Consider the following 14,840-nt stretch of genomic DNA (forward strand, 5'->3'; position numbering starts at 1 on the left):
AGTCGATGTCCCCGCGCGCATCGGCTTGGGCCTGCATCGCCTGCAGCATCGCCGTGCATGTGCCGTCCAGCGCCCAGCGCCGGAACCGGGTGTACGGGCTCTGCCAGGACCCGTATCGGGGCGGGACATCACGCCAGGCCACCCCGGTACGGATCTTCCACACGATCCCGTTCAGCACCCGCCGGTCATCCTCGCGCGGACGTCCTAACCGCGCTGCGGGGAGATGCGGCCGCAGCCGCTCCCACTCTTCATCACTGAGCTCATGACGCCGGATCACCTCACGATGATCCACCATCTAGATCACCTTTGAAGACAGGCCCTAGGCCTCCTAGCCACCGCCGGCCCCCAGACCTCCTACGAACTCCAACGCAACGTCGAACTCTCCGTCGAGTTCTTCTGGCAGGTCCCCCGCTCACAGCTCTACGCCGAACCCCAGCGCCTGGCCACCCTCGGCCTGGTCACCGCAACGCAGGAGGAAACCGGCCGCCGCCGCCGCACCTTCGCGATCACCGACGAAGGCCGCACCGCCCTGGTCCACTGGCTGGGCCAACCACCCGAACCATCCCAACCACGCGACCCCGCCATGCTCAAGCTCTTCTTCATGGACGCCGCCCCCGAGCTGATCGAACCCCTAGCCCGCCGCCGCACCGCCGAACTCGCCGCCACCGCCCGCTTCCTCGACCACCCCGGCCTGGGCGGCGACCAGCCCAGCCACCGCCGCGTCCTCACCTGGGGCCGAGCCACCGTCCGCGCCAACCTCGCCTTCTGGCAATCCGTCCTGGACGACCTCTCCGCCCCCAACGACCCCTTGCCCTAGCAACGCCCGCGACGACCAGGCCACCGACGCCCACGACGTCCAAGAGCCCCGACGCCCGCCACGACCGGGAGTTGCGCGCCCCTGACGACCTCTCCTCCCACAACACCCGGGACGACCGCGCTCCCGACGCCCCTTTCGCCCGCACGCCCCCGACAACCTGGGCCCCGAGACACCCAAAGGCCCCGCCGACCGAGAAGGACACCCATGACCGCCTGGATTCGCCGCCACCCCTTAGTCGCCTTCTTATCCCTGGCCTACCTGGGCTCCTGGATCGGCTGGAGCCCCTGGTGGCTCTCGGCGAGCGGCCTGGCCGCCCTGCCGTACCAACTCCCCCTCCCAGCCATCGCAGCGATCAACCAACTAGGCCTGTTCGCCGGCCCCTTCGCCGCGGCCCTCCTCGTCACCCACCTGACCGCCGGCCCCGCCGGCCGCCGAGCCCTCCTCCGCCGACTGGTCCACTGGCGAGCCCACCCCGGCTGGTACGCCCTAGCCCTCCTCGCCATCCCAGTCGCAACCGCCCTCGGCTACCTCCTGACCACCCCCACTGCCCCCCACCGCAGCCGCCGCCCTCCTACCGATCACCTACGCCACCTACCTCATCGGCGGCCCCATCCAGGAAGAACCCGGCTGGCGCGGCGTCGCCCTCCCGCACCTCCAGCGCCGCCTCCACCCCCTCCCGGCCGCCCTCCTCCTCGGCGTCGTCCACTGCTTCTGGCACGCCCTCCTGTTCCTGATCCGCGAATGGGACACCGCTCGCAGCGACCCCGGCCAACTCCTCGCCTACCTGGTGCTCACCGTCTCCCTGTCCGTGGTGCTGTCGTGGCTCACCAACGGCTCCGGCGGCAGCCTGCTCCTCGCGATCCTCGGCCACAACAGCGTGAACTGGGCCCTCTTCGCAGTAGCCACCCTCACCGGCCACCCCGTCGCAACCACCTGGCCGGCCGCCCTGGGCCTCACCCTGCTAGCCGTGGTAGCCGCCCGTTTCCTTCCAGGTACGGCAAGCGCTACTTCCACAGATAGTCGTAGCGAGACGAAGCAGGCGTGACGAAGACCTCACCGTCCCGCACCTGCCACTCCTCCTGCCCGCCCGCCTCGTGAAACGCGAAGAACAGGCCACACACCCGATCCCCGTCCGCATCCACGGCCGGCAACGCCGCGATCTCCCGCAGCGGACCGAGGACCTCACCGGCATCCCGAACGCCGCGGGCATAACAAACTGCGTCCAGCCACCCACCTTCAGGAAAAGCCCACCCCTTGGTTTCCCCCCGCCGAATGATGCGCTCAGCCGCGGCCCGCTGCCCGTAGAACTCCAGCCACCCGCGCACATAGATCCAGGCACCCATGCCCCCGACCCTTTCAGCCCAGCAACGGCTCCCATGGCCACTTGATACCTTCGCTCGCTAGATCCGCAGACCGGGAGAACGGCAAGAAATGATCAGCTACACGGACGACATGAGCACCCTCGAAGCCAGCCAGTTGCGCGGCTTCTTCGTCGGCTGGCCCGCACCACCCTCGCCGGAGCAGCACCTCGCCGTATTGCGGGGAAGCTACTACGCCGTCGTAGCCATGGAGGGCGACGGCCGCGCCGTCGGCTTCATCAACATGATCAGCGACGGCGTGCTGACGGCCTTCATCCCCTGGCTCGAGGTCCTCCCGGAACACCAGGGCCAGGGCATTGGCCGCGAGCTGGTGAGCCGGGCACTGAAGGCCGCCGAGAGCTTCTATTCGGTCGACCTCCTGTGCGACCCGCAGCTCCAGCCGTACTACGAGAAGCTCGGCATGCGCCCCGTTCCAGGCATGGGCCTGCGTAACTGGTCGGCCCTTCGAGGCTGATCCGGTCCTTCGCCACGTCCAGCCGCCTGCCGTCCTGCTCTATGAGCCGGACGCAGGTCCGTGCCACACCCGGTTCAGGTGCCATATCCCGCTTCCCAGCAAGCGTGGGACTCCAGGCGCAGGATCCCTCGCTCGGCGATCAGAGCTCCACCAAATGAGGAGCTGGTCATGGCGACCAGACAGCAAGAACCGCAGACCGCCCCTTGAGGACTCGCCTTGGCGGAGCGTTTCGGGCCCGACGGCGTCCGGTTGGTGGTCTGGTTCGATTGATGGATCGAGAACGCCATGGGCGTGCGTCTGGGGTGGCTGACCTGCGTTGGGAAGACGTGAGGTCCCTGTTTGATCTCAAGACGACGGCGCCTTGCCGGACGTGGTCATCGAGAGAACGACTGTGGACGACTGGCAGACGCTGATTGACCTCGTTCGGACTCGAGGCTGGCGGCATGCATACTCGCTCAGCGGTAAACCGAAAAGGCTTCCCGCGGCTGCCGAAATGGTGGCGGCTGCGGCCGAGGGCAAAGCGTCGGAACTGAGAGTTTGGCCCGTTCCCGACGTGCTGGCAATCTTCAGGGTTTATCGAGCAGTCTCCATCGATTTCGACGTTGATCTGCGGGAGTTGCAGGGTCAGGAGCGTCTGGACATCCTGGTGGCGTTCCTCAAGGCAATCGGGCGCGCCCTTGGGAAGTCGGTGTTGATGACGCCGGAGGGCTGCGGGAGGCCTGATCTGGGTTTCGACGTCGCGGCGGATCGAGCGGTGCGTATGAGCGATCCAAGGGGCTAGATGGTCAGCGAGGACGACGCAAGGATGACGATGGCCTTCTTCCACGGCGGCCCTGACCCAAGCGTCCAACGATCCGAGCAAGTGCGAAGGACGGGAGTATGCACACCCCAAGCAGTGAGCGGGTGGGCCGTGGAAACAACCCGCGCCGCCAGCGCCGGGGATGAATGGATCTTGGCTCGTAGAGGCGTCGGCCTGCGACGGAGGCCGGTCGTGAGTGACGGCGGTTGACCTCTCATAACTCCGGCTGATGGCGCGACGATCTCAATGTGGAGCAAGGCTTCATTCTGTCGGTGGTCTGCTCTACGGTGTGCCGTTACGACGTTCTCCGTTGTGATCGGAGTGGTGAGCATGGGGTTGACGACTCCCTCGGAACCGTTCGACGTAGCGGCTTTCTTTCCTGAGCTGGCAGGGCAACGCAGGACTGCAGTTCGTCTGCATCCGCGTCGAGGAAAGCCTGCTATCACGGACAGCTCGATCGGAGGGCCGTTGTTGTGGCCTGCGGCTGAACCGTGGCCTGTCTGCCCCGTCCCCCAGACTCATGACCCTTCAGAAGGATGGGACCCGCTTCCGCTCGTTTCCGTCATGCAGCTCTTCGCTCGAGATGTTCCCGAGCTGCCCTTCCCGGGTGACGCCGACGCCCTTCAAGTTCTGTGGTGCCCGCTCGATCATGAGCCGTACTTCCAGCCGCACCCGATCGTGCGCTGGCGGAGGGCGGAAACGGTCGGTAATCCTCTCGTCGATGCCCCCGCGCCGGATTCAGACAGCGACGCCTCCTACCTCCCTACGGCTTGCGTGCTATCGCCGGAGCGTGTGCAGGAGTACCCCGCGGGCTGGGAACTCCCCGCTGACCTCGCAAAGCGGATCTGGGCCTGGGAGGACGAATCTCCCAACTCTGACGGCTGGAGCTACTTCTCGCACCTCTCGAGCGCTCCAGGCAGCAAGGTCGGGGGTTGGGTGTCCTGGATCCAAGATCCTGCGCACGTCGAATGCGGTGAAGGTCATGAGATGGCGCATCTGCTGACGATTGCTACTCAGGAGTTCGACATCGAAAGCGGGAAGCGCTGGGCTCCCCTCGAAGAGCGTGCTCTGCTCGCTCCACGCGCTCCGCTGGAGCTACAGGAGCCCACGGGTCTCATGATCCAGGACGCTGGATCGCTCTACCTGTTCGTCTGCCTGGAATGCCCGGAGCGCCCCGTGGACTCTCTCAGCCAAGGGTCATAAACGTGGCCCGGCGACGCGCATACTGCCGTCTGTCCGCGCCTGTCTGATCTGTGGTCAGCCACCCCTGAAGGGAAGCGGGCCACAGCCCGGGTCCCGCTTGGCTTTGCTCGAGGCGATGGAAGGCGGGGCGACCACGCTTCCACCTAAGCCACCGTGTACTCCCTGCCGGATGCGGTCATCAAACAACGACGGTTCGATGACCGGCCGGCGCTGATGATGTCGTTCCGGCTCAAGGCTGACACCCGGGGTCATGGGGATAAGGTGGAGTGCCCACCGGACGAAAGACCGTGGCGCCGTGGCCCCGTTCCGCTCGCCTTGTCTCGGGACGATGGCGGACGGGGTGATCAGGCTTCCACCTCAGCCGTTGACGGGCCCCTCGGTCAGGCTCGGCGAGCCTCTCGGAGCCGGAGTGCCCCCGCCGGAGGCGTCTCCTCCCACGTCTCTCTGAGCAGTTCGTACTCCACTACTTCCTGCTCTGAGCCGGGAATCTCGGGCTGGTCGATCTGGAACGTGCGCACGTACTGGAGCCCTGCCTTCTCCATCACCCGGCGCGATCCGATGTTGGCTGCCAGGGCCTCCGCGTATACACGACGGGCTTCCAGCTCGGTGAAAGCCTTCGTGATCAGCGCAACCGATCCTTCGGTGGCATAGCCCTTCCCCCAAGCGATCTTGCGCAACCGGTAACCCAGCTCCGGTTCATCCTCGGGCTCACCATGCTTGGCACGCAGGAGAAACCAGCCTAGGAAGTCCCCGGTTGATTTCTCGATCGCGGCGAAGAACCCTTGGTCGCCGGTGTAGCTCAAGATGCGGGGGAGGATCTCGCCGACGATCTTTTCTCGTGATGTCGGAACACCTCCGCTCAGATGGCGCATGACCTCGGGATCACTGTCCAGCTCCACCAGATTGTCAACGTCGTCTGCGGTGATGCGGCGCAGCAGCAACCGCTCGGTCTCAATGTGATTTAGCACTGCGTCACCCTATCCGTATGTCTGACGCCTCTTACCTGCGGATACTGGATGGAAGGGTGCCCCTTGTACGGACCTCACGGGCGAAGATCCGGGAGATGGAGGGGTGGGCCGGTGCGCGAAGCTCCTTACCCTTTCTGGGATCTCGGGACCAATGGTCGGGGACGACCCCAACGCCCTCGTCTTCCCAGCAGCCAAGGGCGGCCCCATGCGGCGAAGTGGATTCAACCGAGCGCCCGTCTGGCCGGAAGCCGTCCGGGCCATCGGCGTCCCGAATCTCCACTTCCATGATCTCCGTCACACCGGCAACATGTTCGCCGCCGCTTCGGGAGTGGGCCTCAAGGACCTGATGGCCAGGATGGGGCACGACAACATCCGCGCCGCGATGATCTACCAGCACGCCGTTCGCGGGGTAGACCAGGCGATCACGGACGCGATCGACCGCCACATCGCCGGCCCCGACCAGGAAGACCCGCCCACGATCCCGATTGCACGGAAGATCACCCGGCCCCAGGAACAACGAAAGCCCAGTCTCAGGATCATCGCCCTGAGCTGGGCTTTCAACATGAGAGCGGGTGACGGGAATCGAACCCGCGCTGTCAGCTTGGGAACCGGCTACTGATCTTGGTGCTCTGAGCTGGGAGACGGGGGTCCTCGTCAGAGCGTGACGAGTGACCGTGAGTGACCCTGAATGACCTCGACTTACCGTCCGTTCTGGCACGCATCTGGCACGACGATCAGCTCTCCGACTTGGGGCTTGAGCCCGCCGCACGCACCCCGCCCGCCTGATCATCCCGTCTGCCGTCGTCCCGCCCGAAGGGGAAGCGGGCCAGGGCCATGGGGTCAAGGTGGAGCGCCCCACCGGACGAACGACCTTGGCCCCATGTCCCTGGTCTGCTCGGCTTTGCCCGGGGCGACGGTGGGCGGGATGATCAGGCTTCCATCTCAGCCACGACGGACCTCACCCCCGACGCGGGACCATCCCGGAGCCGGAGTACCCCCGCCGGAGGCATCCGATTTGAAGACAGATCTGTCGTACCTGGCTGCTACTCTGCGACCCGTGATCGACCCACTTCGGGGGATGATTCCATGACATGGCAAAGGCTTTCGGTTCGGATCGGGAATGCTGCCGTCGATGCACCTCATGAGGGCGTCCCAGCGCACCTTGCATTCCCTCTCACACACTGGCTCCAGGGAGAGTTCGGCTATCGGGGCAGGGGCGGCATGCGGACTGCGCTCATGCTGGACGTCGCCATGGCCGCCCGGGTGTCGCTTCGGGCGGGGAATGGTGGCCATCTCGACGGCGTAAAGATCCAATCGCAGATTCTCGCTGCCTGCTCAGGCGACCAAGAGGTCTTCCTGGACGTAGTAGACGCCACGCTTCGTCTCTCCCCCTCCAATGGTTCTGCGCAAGATCTCCGCGATGCCTTGGAGTTGGCGGGTTCGGCATGGACCGTGGCCGATCACAACCGTGCATTGCAACGGCGGGTCAACGAGACCGCTCGGCTTGCTGCCCAGGCCGCAATGTCTCCTAACGATCTTGCTAGCGAGGAGCTCCGGGAAGCGTGGGCCGCCGCCTATGACCGTTCCCCCAACCCTTCTGACGCCTGGGATCACTCAATCAAGGCCGTGGAGGCAGTTCTCATTCCACTCGTAGTGCCAAATCAGAATCAACCACAATTCGGACACGCGCTTGGCCAGCTCAAGGGGCAAGGCGGCGCTTGGCGTTTCGAGATCCCTGGCCCCCAGCAGGGCCATGAGGTTGAGCCGCTGGTAGAGATTCTGAAGCTCCTGTGGCCCAACCCTGATCGTCACGCGAACGGTCAAGGACGACCCCCGCTCCTTGAAGAGGCTCAGGCCGTGGTGCACCTTGCAGTAACGGTCGTGCAGTGGATTCGAGCGGGTGCGCTAAGGAAGCGCTAACGCCGATTGCGGCCCGCCACTCGGGCCGCGAGGCGGCGCGCAGCGCCGCCCTTGATCCCTATGAGCTCAATTCGGCAATGCAACGCCTAGTCTGCGCGCGCCTTCATGACCGCCTTGACGAACTCGACACGGCCTCGAATCTGGACGGCGAAAGCCTCTGCCGTCGCGGTGGCGAGCGGCTCGTTGTACACGATGCCCTCGTCGGTGACCTTGGTAGTCACGAACCAACCGGCCTGATAGATGTTCTCGCCAATGAAACGCTTGACCATTTCCTGGTAGCGCTCATTGTAGGACATCCCTTTAAATTCCGGATCGGTAGGGAATAGGGCCTTCGTTGAACGGTTCTTCTGCTCCGTCTCGGCGGTCTCTTGCAGGACGAACACATAGCCCAACCACGGAGGAACCTCACCGTAGGGCTGGTTCTTGGTCTGCGCTGCGTGCGTGTCGGCCGCCGTCCCAAGCGCTTCCTCGAACCGGTTGTTGATGTTCTTTCCGACACTGCCCACTTGTGATTTGAACTCGATAGCTGCCACTAGGATGTCTCCCAGGACGACCGCCAGATCCCATTGCTTGCGAACTCTGAAGTATCCCGGCAAATACGGCTGACCCGTTTTGATGCATTCGGCTGGAATGTCTGCGTTGAGGAATTCCTGCACAACGATCCGCTCGATACCGCCCATGTGACCGTTGGCCCGTGCTGCTCCGCCTGACTTGCCCTCGTCCTCAAGCATCGCTCGCTGCGCTTCGCGTGTAGACCAGAACGATTCGATAGCTCGGCGAACTTCGTCCTTGTGCACCTCTGGTGCTCCCCTCGACCCTTCACATCAGGCCCCGAATCTGATCAAGGGTACGTCATGATCTCTGCCCGCGTGGGATGCAAAGTCCGAGCATGCGGGCCGTCCCCTACTCCCACTCCCCGTAAGGTGGCGCTTGTGGAAACGCTCGCCCTCGACTTCAACCTTGTCCCTCGCGGCTCGCTGGACGAGATCCCCGACGAGGCCGTGGAGCATGGTGAGGTCTTCACTCGCCGGTGGATCGTCGAGATGATCCTTGACCTCCTCGACTACCGTTCCGACCATGACCTGACCGCGGTCCAGCTCATGGAGCCTGCTTGTGGTGGCGGGGCGTTCCTGGAGGTCATCGCGCAGCGAGTGAGCGAGTCGTGCAGGAAGCACGACCGTAACATCGTCGAGGCCCTGCACTCCGTGTCAGCCTTCGACCTCCTCCCTCGTAACGTCATGGCCGCTCGGTCTCGTGTGGAGCGCGTTTTGACGGACACTGGCTGGACACCAGACGAAGCCGCCAAGGTGGCTGAAGCGTGGATTCGCCGCGGCGACTATCTCCTTGAGCAAGGACCTCGACCCGCCATAGATGTGGTGGTGGGCAACCCGCCCTACATTCGGTTGGAGGACGTACCCGACAACCGGACGAACCTGTATCGCTCCCTCTGGCCGACCATGGTCGGGAGGGCTGACATCTACATCGGGTTCTTCGAGGCGGGCCTCCGGTCTCTTCGGCCCGGCGGTCGACTCGGCTTCATCTGTGCCGACCGTTGGATGCGCAACCAGTACGGTCGGGAGCTCCGCAAGCTGGTCAGCGACGGCTACGCCCTCGATGCCTGCGTGACGATGCATGACGTGGACGCCTTCGAGGAACAAGTTGCCGCCTACCCCGCCGTAACCATTCTTCGGCGGGGCGAACAAGGTCCGGCTGTGGTCGCTGACACCAAGCGAGAGTTCGACGAGAGCGCCGCCCGGGAACTGGTTGGTTGGGCGTGCGGCGATGCCGAGGGCGCCAAGAGCTCCGCATCGTATGAGGCGGCGCGGATGCCTCATTGGTTCTCAGGTGACGATCTATGGCCAACTGGATCTCCTGCTCGGCTTGCCGCTCTGGAAGACCTGACGGAGCGTTTCACCGTCCTTGGAGACAAGCAATCAGGCGTTCGGGTGGGCATCGGGATCGCCACCGGGGCCGACAAGGTGTTCATCACCAATGAATCGGATCTGGTCGAGAGCGAGCGGCTCCTTCCGCTCGCAATGGTCCGAGACACAACGAGCGGCACCCTGACCTGGTCGGGAAACTTCCTAGTCAATCCCTGGGACGAGGCGGGACGGCTGGTAGATCTCGACCAGTATCCACGTCTGGCCTCTTGGTTCCGGCAGAACGAGGCGGCGCTGAGTGGCCGATACGTCGCCAAGAAGGCGCCTGACAAGTGGTACAAGACGATCGACAAGGTGGAGCATGGGCTGACGGCGCGGCCCAAACTGCTGTTCCCCGACATGAAGCTCAGCAGTCACCCCGTCCTGGACGAAGGCGGTTTCTACCCGCATCACAACTTGTACTTCATCACGTCTGACGTCTGGGATCTGGAGGTCCTCGGCGGCCTGCTCCTATCCAAGGTGGCCGAAGGATTCGTTGATGCCTACGCGGTGAAGATGCGAGGGAAGACATTGCGCTTCCAGGCCCAGTATCTCCGCCGCATCCCCGTACCACGGCCCGACGAAATCAGCGACGAACTCAAGGATGCTCTCGCGACAGCGTTCCGAGCGCGAGACGTTGAGGCCGCCACAGCGGCGGCGCTCAAGGTGTACGGCCTGCGCGAGTGGCCGAAGTGATGGAGCCCTGCTTAGAGGTCAGGGTGACCGCGTCGTCCCTGGACGAGGCCGAGCGAATCATTTCCGAGGTGATCGCGCGGCGGCTGGCTGCGGCCGTGCAGATCATCTCGCCCATGACGTCGGTCTACTGGTGGAGAAATGAAGTTCATCGGGCGGAAGAGTGGCTTCTTCTCATGAAGACGACGAGTCAGCACTTCGAGGCTCTAGCGGCGTGTGTCCGGGCGCTGCACTCGTACGAGGTGCCGGAGATCATCGGGGTGCCCATCACCGCGGGAACACCTGATTACCTGGAGTGGATCAGGCAGGAGACGTCCCCAGAGTCCGGCGAGTAGCGATCAGGTCGCCGAGTAGTTCGCGGGCGGCCTGGTCCTGCTGACTCGCAAGGGCCTTCTCGATGGTGCCCAGATGCTGGAGGCCCCAAGTCGATTCGGTGCGCTGGGCCGCTTCGAGGGCGCGACGCGCGTAGGAGACGCCTCCGGCACTGTCCCCTATCTGGAACTGCGCCTGTGCCACGTCGGCGTAGATGACGGCAGCCCGCTTGTGGTCGGTGCTCTGGCTGATGGAGTCGAGTGCGGCCTGTCCCGCCTCCGTGACGTGGCGTTCGTCGCCGAACCGTACGTAGGTCGAGAGTTGGAAGGCGGCCATACGACCCGAGTCAAGGAACCGGGTCCACACGCGCTCTCGGTGGGGCTTGGCCCGGTGGAATGCTTCCTCGGCCTGCCGTAGCTGCTCGACGGCCTGGCGGTCGCCGAGTGAGGCGAGTTCCTCGGCTTCGCGGGCAAGGAGCCATGCGCGGGTGGCGTCGTCTCCTTCGGCGGGGAGGAACGCTTGTGCCTGCCGTACAACCTGAATCGCCTCGACGCCCTCGACGGCGTACGACTTGTAGGCGTAGGTGCATGCCTGGATCACCGGATGACCGGCCTCACGGGCGGCCAGGGCGCTCACGCGGTCGAACGATGCCGACTGCGCCGGCTGCTTGAGGTCCCAGGCGATCCACGAGGCCAGGACGGATGCCTCTCCAGCGGTCGCGGCCAGACGGCGGCGAAAGCGCTCGGGCGGGGCGGACTGGAGAAGGTTGCTCAGCTCGTGGAGTGGCTGGTCAGGCCCTGGTAGATGGCGCGGGCGGGGAGGACGAATTCGAGGCGGTGGAATCCGATGGTGCGGGCTTCGAGGTGTTCAACGGTGTCCTCGTCGAGTGCCTGAGGACCGGACAGGGCGCGAGTAAGGCGCTCCCAGGGGTCGGCGATGGAGGCCGCGGCTTCGGCGGTCATGCCTGCGGCGAGCAACAGCATCGTTCGGCGGTCCACGTGTGCATCCAGCCTTCCCACTACCCAGGCCAGCGTGAGGACGTCGACGTCCTCGGGGCTGGGAACAAGTTGTCTGACTTGTTCCACGCTAGGTTCGGGGATCGCGGGGGTTCCATCCCGAGCCGGGATGGGTGTGCGTGGGAGTGGGACGCCTGTGATGACGCGCGGGGCCAAGCCGAGTGTCATGCGGGCGGGGTCGGGCATGCCTAGGCCCTCGGCGACGCGCTCGATGACCTCGAATGAGGTGACCTGGACGGCGCCGTTCATGATTTCGCTGACTTTGCCCTGGCTGAGACCGACCGCTACGCCCCATGCGGGTCTGGCTGATGCCTGCGAACTGCCGGACAAGCCGGAAGACGTGGCCGATATCGCGTTTTGTCAGGGCTGAGACCATCTCGGAGCGACGCCAGAGGGTTTCCGGTACTACGACCGGTTCTGTGGACATCTGCCGCATCACCTTGCGCCCTGAGACTGCCGGTTACTCCACGCTCACGCCTCGGAGTTATCCCGTCAAGGGATATTGCTGATCCGGTAGGGGGATTCCGTCTCGGGATGGGATACGTATGGCCAGGTGAGGACGCTTGTCCTCATGAGCGCCAACGACGAGATTGCCAACGAAGAGTGCCGGGCCTGCCGGGGGAAGGGCTGGCGCTGGATCCGGAAGAGCCGCGCCGATGCACAGCGACGTATTGACGGCGCGGTCATCGACCTGGTGCAGCTCGACTGCTTCGAGTGCGCCGGGGTTGGCATGGTGAGTGCGGCATGACGGCTCTGGCGGCGGGCTGCTTGAGTCCGCATGTTGGCGACGCCGTACCTGATCACATGGTGCTCGTCTGGCGGAAGCCGTACCACGCAGAGGAACGGGTGCGCGTGGTGGCGTGGACGTGCGATTGCCGGTCGCCGGTCTATGAGCTGTGCCACGCGGCGGGACAGATCTTCGTCCGGCGCACCGGTGGCGATGGGGTTCACGAGACTTACCGGTGGTCGTTCCGGGAGGCAGATGCCGTATGGAGGGCGCTTCTCGACGGTCAGGCCCGGTAGGCGGGCGCGGCGGCGTGGTCGACTCCGGGAAGTGTCCCGCGCCGTCGCGTCTCGGGGGTGACAAGCAAGTCTCTCCCGAAGGGGGTTACACAGGCATCATGCGCTGATAGCCTGCTTGGCTAGACAGGCATGTTGAATGTGGGGATCTGATGTCATTTGAATACACGCCCCCGAAGTACGCGCAACTGATCGCGGAACTAGAGCGGCGCATCGACTCCGGGGAGTATCCGCCCGGCTCTCCGCTGCCCAGTGAACACCAGCTCATGGCCGAATTCGGCATGGCACGGCCCACCGTCGTCAAGGCCCTCGGCGTCCTGCGCGATCAAGGCTGGATCGTCACCCACCAAGGCAAGGGCCGCTTCGTCCGGGGCCGTCCGGCCATCCCCACCGGCCAGCAGGTCAGAACGGGGCGCGAACTGCTCGACCGGCGTGAGGTTCAGGTCTCGAGTCGCCTGCTCCACGCGGGCGAGATCGAGGCGCCCAACCGGATCGCGGCCTATCTCGGGCTCGCTCCCAAGTCGCCGGTCGTGCTGCGGCGCTACCTGGTGGAGCACGACAACGAGCCGACCGAGATCTCTTCGACGTGGCTGCCGGTCCAAGTGGCAGAGGGTACGGCTCTCGTCGATGCCGACGAGCTGCGGCAAGGCGTGCGGCGCTATGTGGAGGCTGCGGCCGGCGCGGCCCTCGACCACATCATTGAGCACATCACCGCTCGCAACCCCACCAAGGAAGAGTCTGGCTTGCTCGGCGTCAAGGGCTCCGCCGCGCTGCTCACTGTCTACGCCGTGGCCTGTGATGCGACCGGAAAACCTTGGGTCGTCGTCGAGTCGGTACTTCCCGGCGATCGTCACGAACTGGAAGACGCCTACCCCATTCGATAAGGACAGTAGTCGCTATCAACGGGGTGGAACGGGGAGGACGGTCGGGTCAGGGTGACCATCCCAGACCACCTCGATTTCGTCCGGCACGGAGTGGGCCAAGGAGCCCACCATGTAGAAGCTCACCGATGCCCCAGGGCGGATAGCCGCGTTTTCCGGCCGGTGCATAACAACCTTATCGATGCCATCACCTTGCACAGCGACGCCCGTCGCAATGGCGGAGCCCCTGTTTCGGAGCACGAAACGGTCCTTGTGGCGCGCAAGATCCCACTCAACATGCCCTTGCTGTCGCGACGCTCCGTTCTCGGTCCGGAGCGTGTTTGCGAGTTCAGCAAGCGCTGTCGCCTTCTCGGTCGCGTTTGCAGCCTTCAGTGTGGCCTCGGCCGACACCTTCTGCCATTTCAAACCTCGCAGCGACACGACTAGCGCGGCCAGCGAGAACGCGAACGACAGCCCGATAGCCGCCCAGGCGGGAACATCGCCCCAATCAATGGTCACAGTCGGAAGATAGCGACCCCCTACGACAAGAGATGGCGCAACGCTGCTGACAGCGCAGATCGCATCTCCGACAGACCGTCACCCGCTCGCCCAATCCGAGGCGAAAAGGGGGCTGGGGCTCCAACTTCTCCACCTCTAACTACTTAGAGCACTTGACTGACCAAGTATGCGTGCTGCTTAATGAAGCTACTTGGCCAGTCAAGCTGGCTGGCCGCTCAAGAGAAGGGAGTCAGTAGACATGGCAATCCAGGGACCCATTCCGGTGACGTTCAACCAGGTCTTCCCGCACGGCTGCTACGCCGTCGGGGAGGTCGAGCCAGTCAAGGACTTCGAGGCTTCGAGCAACGGGCGGTTCGTCCAGGCAAGGGACAAGCACACGGGCGAACTCGTCTGGCAGATCCCCGTCATGGACGCCGACCCCTCGCTCAAGGCGGCGCAGAAGACCGTGGCGGTCAAGGTCCTCAGCCCTGTGCAGCCGGTGCCCCCGGCCCCCGTGGCTGGCCTGCCCATCACGCCCGTCGAGTTCGACGGCCTGACCATCACCCCGTACGTCAACGGGTCCGGACGCCTCGCCTACTCGATCAAGGCAACCCAGATGCATGCCCCGCGCACCAGCGCCAAGCCGAGCACCAAGGAGGTCGCAGCATGAGCACCGGATACAGCTACACAACGATCAGCGTCCGCCCCGGCGACGAACCCCGCATCGGAGTCTCGATCTACCCGGACGCCCGGGCGCGGGTCGAGTACTACACGGCCAACCCGGAGATGCACCCGTTCCTGTCGATCGAGTACGGCGCGGCGCACGTCTCCATCGGCGCCACCAAGACCGCCAAGGTCACCGACGAGCACGTCAAGTTCGCCCGCCAGCTCCTCGACGCCGCGACGGCTTTCCTCGCCGATTGCGAGCGACTGAGGGCTGCGGCCTGACACGTAAGCGGGGCCGCTCGGAACTGGTCCTTCC

Annotated in this window: 21 protein-coding genes and 1 pseudogene; 15 read left to right on the plus strand and 7 right to left on the minus strand. The window is 64.8% G+C overall.

Translation table 11 applies throughout. The features are described from left to right. Positions 1 to 295 (minus strand): transposase (locus AB0I67_RS00005; RefSeq protein WP_357915006.1); only part of this gene is annotated, 295 nt, incomplete at its 3' end. An 84-nt stretch (positions 296 to 379) separates the two neighbouring features. Between AB0I67_RS00005 and AB0I67_RS00010 the strand changes: the two are divergent. The 3 genes and pseudogenes from AB0I67_RS00010 to AB0I67_RS00020 form a co-directional block, all read left to right on the plus strand. Then, positions 380 to 472: pseudogene (locus AB0I67_RS00010) on the plus strand (hypothetical protein); the annotation flags it as partial. A 111-nt stretch (positions 473 to 583) separates the two neighbouring features. Continuing rightward, positions 584 to 817: a hypothetical protein gene (locus AB0I67_RS00015; protein WP_357915008.1), complete on the plus strand. Its 234-nt coding sequence runs from the start codon at positions 584 to 586 to the stop codon at positions 815 to 817. Between the two features lie 610 nt (positions 818 to 1,427). Next, positions 1,428 to 1,862 carry a CPBP family glutamic-type intramembrane protease gene (locus tag AB0I67_RS00020; RefSeq protein ID WP_357918308.1) on the plus strand — a complete coding sequence of 145 codons (435 nt, stop codon included), beginning with the start codon at positions 1,428 to 1,430 and terminating at the stop codon, positions 1,860 to 1,862. On the opposite strand, the gene AB0I67_RS00025 is transcribed toward AB0I67_RS00020, so the two are convergent. Continuing rightward, entirely contained in the window at positions 1,822 to 2,160 is a 339-nt protein-coding gene (locus tag AB0I67_RS00025; RefSeq protein WP_357915011.1) for a hypothetical protein, read from the minus strand. The genes AB0I67_RS00020 and AB0I67_RS00025 overlap by 41 nt on opposite strands. Before the next feature lie 88 nt (positions 2,161 to 2,248). Between AB0I67_RS00025 and AB0I67_RS00030 the strand changes: the two genes are divergently transcribed. From AB0I67_RS00030 to AB0I67_RS00040, 3 genes are all read left to right on the plus strand, one after another. Beyond that, complete coding sequence (locus tag AB0I67_RS00030) at positions 2,249 to 2,650, plus strand: GNAT family N-acetyltransferase (protein ID WP_357915014.1); 402 nt, start codon at positions 2,249 to 2,251, stop codon at positions 2,648 to 2,650. Positions 2,651 to 3,011: 361 nt separating this feature from the next. Then, positions 3,012 to 3,431, plus strand: a complete 420-nt coding sequence (locus tag AB0I67_RS00035) for a hypothetical protein (protein WP_357915017.1) — start codon at positions 3,012 to 3,014, stop codon at positions 3,429 to 3,431. Between the two features lie 582 nt (positions 3,432 to 4,013). Beyond that, positions 4,014 to 4,652, plus strand: a complete 639-nt coding sequence (locus AB0I67_RS00040; protein ID WP_357915020.1) for a DUF1963 domain-containing protein — start codon at positions 4,014 to 4,016, stop codon at positions 4,650 to 4,652. A gap of 380 nt (positions 4,653 to 5,032) precedes the next feature. Here AB0I67_RS00040 and AB0I67_RS00045 read toward each other — a convergent pair whose 3' ends face one another. Next, the gene (locus AB0I67_RS00045) at positions 5,033 to 5,620 is read right to left on the minus strand and encodes a GNAT family N-acetyltransferase (RefSeq protein WP_357915023.1); all 588 of its coding nucleotides are present in this window, start codon (positions 5,618 to 5,620) and stop codon (positions 5,033 to 5,035) included. A 151-nt stretch (positions 5,621 to 5,771) separates the two neighbouring features. On the opposite strand from AB0I67_RS00045, the gene AB0I67_RS00050 reads away from it, so the two are divergent. Together AB0I67_RS00050 and AB0I67_RS00055 are read left to right on the plus strand one after the other, a co-directional pair. Further along, the gene (locus AB0I67_RS00050; protein WP_357915026.1) at positions 5,772 to 6,239 is read left to right on the plus strand and encodes a tyrosine-type recombinase/integrase; all 468 of its coding nucleotides are present in this window, start codon (positions 5,772 to 5,774) and stop codon (positions 6,237 to 6,239) included. A 617-nt stretch (positions 6,240 to 6,856) separates the two neighbouring features. Then, the gene (locus tag AB0I67_RS00055; RefSeq protein WP_357915029.1) at positions 6,857 to 7,540 is read left to right on the plus strand and encodes a hypothetical protein; all 684 of its coding nucleotides are present in this window, start codon (positions 6,857 to 6,859) and stop codon (positions 7,538 to 7,540) included. An 86-nt stretch (positions 7,541 to 7,626) separates the two neighbouring features. On the opposite strand, the gene AB0I67_RS00060 is transcribed toward AB0I67_RS00055, so the two are convergent. Continuing rightward, on the minus strand, positions 7,627 to 8,337 hold the full coding sequence (locus tag AB0I67_RS00060; RefSeq protein WP_357915032.1) for a PaeR7I family type II restriction endonuclease: 711 nt from the start codon (positions 8,335 to 8,337) through the stop codon (positions 7,627 to 7,629). 135 nt (positions 8,338 to 8,472) lie between these two features. Here AB0I67_RS00060 and AB0I67_RS00065 point away from each other — a divergent pair, with 135 nt between their 5' ends. Both AB0I67_RS00065 and cutA read left to right on the plus strand, forming a co-directional pair. Further along, a complete protein-coding gene (locus AB0I67_RS00065) occupies positions 8,473 to 10,155 on the plus strand; it encodes an Eco57I restriction-modification methylase domain-containing protein (RefSeq protein ID WP_357915035.1) in 1,683 nt (560 codons plus the stop codon). Next, positions 10,143 to 10,487 (plus strand): divalent-cation tolerance protein CutA, encoded by a 345-nt coding sequence (gene cutA, locus AB0I67_RS00070; RefSeq protein ID WP_357915038.1) that lies wholly within the window; start codon positions 10,143 to 10,145, stop codon positions 10,485 to 10,487. Before AB0I67_RS00065 ends, cutA begins: the two co-directional genes overlap by 13 nt. Here cutA and AB0I67_RS00075 read toward each other — a convergent pair. After that, positions 10,453 to 11,100, minus strand: coding sequence for a hypothetical protein (locus AB0I67_RS00075; protein WP_357915040.1), 648 nt, complete (start codon positions 11,098 to 11,100; stop codon positions 10,453 to 10,455). The genes cutA and AB0I67_RS00075 overlap by 35 nt on opposite strands. A 134-nt stretch (positions 11,101 to 11,234) precedes the next feature. Continuing rightward, positions 11,235 to 11,462 carry a hypothetical protein gene (locus AB0I67_RS00080; RefSeq protein WP_357915043.1) on the minus strand — a complete coding sequence of 76 codons (228 nt, stop codon included), beginning with the start codon at positions 11,460 to 11,462 and terminating at the stop codon, positions 11,235 to 11,237. 229 nt (positions 11,463 to 11,691) lie between these two features. On the opposite strand from AB0I67_RS00080, the gene AB0I67_RS00085 reads away from it, so the two are divergent. The 3 genes from AB0I67_RS00085 (at position 11,692) to AB0I67_RS00095 (ending at position 13,384) form a co-directional block, all read left to right on the plus strand. Then, a complete protein-coding gene (locus AB0I67_RS00085; protein WP_357915046.1) occupies positions 11,692 to 11,850 on the plus strand; it encodes a hypothetical protein in 159 nt (52 codons plus the stop codon). A gap of 201 nt (positions 11,851 to 12,051) precedes the next feature. Further along, entirely contained in the window at positions 12,052 to 12,228 is a 177-nt protein-coding gene (locus tag AB0I67_RS00090; RefSeq protein ID WP_357915049.1) for a hypothetical protein, read from the plus strand. Positions 12,229 to 12,652: 424 nt separating this feature from the next. After that, positions 12,653 to 13,384: a GntR family transcriptional regulator gene (locus AB0I67_RS00095; protein WP_357915052.1), complete on the plus strand. Its 732-nt coding sequence runs from the start codon at positions 12,653 to 12,655 to the stop codon at positions 13,382 to 13,384. Between the two features lie 15 nt (positions 13,385 to 13,399). Here AB0I67_RS00095 and AB0I67_RS00100 read toward each other — a convergent pair whose 3' ends face one another. Further along, a complete protein-coding gene (locus AB0I67_RS00100) occupies positions 13,400 to 13,879 on the minus strand; it encodes a hypothetical protein (RefSeq protein WP_357915055.1) in 480 nt (159 codons plus the stop codon). 238 nt (positions 13,880 to 14,117) lie between these two features. Here AB0I67_RS00100 and AB0I67_RS00105 point away from each other — a divergent pair, with 238 nt between their 5' ends. Together AB0I67_RS00105 and AB0I67_RS00110 are read left to right on the plus strand one after the other, a co-directional pair. Beyond that, positions 14,118 to 14,528 carry a plasmid replication, integration and excision activator gene (locus tag AB0I67_RS00105; protein WP_357915058.1) on the plus strand — a complete coding sequence of 137 codons (411 nt, stop codon included), beginning with the start codon at positions 14,118 to 14,120 and terminating at the stop codon, positions 14,526 to 14,528. After that, complete coding sequence (locus tag AB0I67_RS00110; protein WP_357915061.1) at positions 14,525 to 14,806, plus strand: hypothetical protein; 282 nt, start codon at positions 14,525 to 14,527, stop codon at positions 14,804 to 14,806. Before AB0I67_RS00105 ends, AB0I67_RS00110 begins: the two co-directional genes overlap by 4 nt. The last annotated feature ends 34 nt before the right edge of the window (positions 14,807 to 14,840 follow it).

Source organism: Nonomuraea sp. NPDC050310, assembly GCF_040655795.1.
In the GTDB taxonomy this organism is placed as follows: Bacteria; Actinomycetota; Actinomycetes; order Streptosporangiales; family Streptosporangiaceae; genus Nonomuraea.

Bases quoted from the DNA above. Each gene is read 5' to 3' on its own strand.
- AB0I67_RS00030 (WP_357915014.1), top strand. From the start codon at position 2,249: ATGATCAGCTACACGGACGACATGAGCACCCTCGAAGCCAGCCAGTTG.
- AB0I67_RS00015 (WP_357915008.1), top strand. From the start codon at position 584: ATGCTCAAGCTCTTCTTCATGGACGCCGCCCCCGAGCTGATCGAACCC.
- AB0I67_RS00040 (WP_357915020.1), top strand. From the start codon at position 4,014: ATGCAGCTCTTCGCTCGAGATGTTCCCGAGCTGCCCTTCCCGGGTGAC.
- AB0I67_RS00055 (WP_357915029.1), top strand. From the start codon at position 6,857: ATGCTGGACGTCGCCATGGCCGCCCGGGTGTCGCTTCGGGCGGGGAAT.
- AB0I67_RS00110 (WP_357915061.1), top strand. From the start codon at position 14,525: ATGAGCACCGGATACAGCTACACAACGATCAGCGTCCGCCCCGGCGAC.
- AB0I67_RS00105 (WP_357915058.1), top strand. From the start codon at position 14,118: ATGGCAATCCAGGGACCCATTCCGGTGACGTTCAACCAGGTCTTCCCG.
- AB0I67_RS00090 (WP_357915049.1), top strand. From the start codon at position 12,052: ATGAGCGCCAACGACGAGATTGCCAACGAAGAGTGCCGGGCCTGCCGG.
- AB0I67_RS00085 (WP_357915046.1), top strand. From the start codon at position 11,692: ATGACCTCGAATGAGGTGACCTGGACGGCGCCGTTCATGATTTCGCTG.
- AB0I67_RS00050 (WP_357915026.1), top strand. From the start codon at position 5,772: ATGGTCGGGGACGACCCCAACGCCCTCGTCTTCCCAGCAGCCAAGGGC.
- AB0I67_RS00095 (WP_357915052.1), top strand. From the start codon at position 12,653: ATGTCATTTGAATACACGCCCCCGAAGTACGCGCAACTGATCGCGGAA.
- AB0I67_RS00025 (WP_357915011.1), bottom strand. From the start codon at position 2,160: ATGGGTGCCTGGATCTATGTGCGCGGGTGGCTGGAGTTCTACGGGCAG.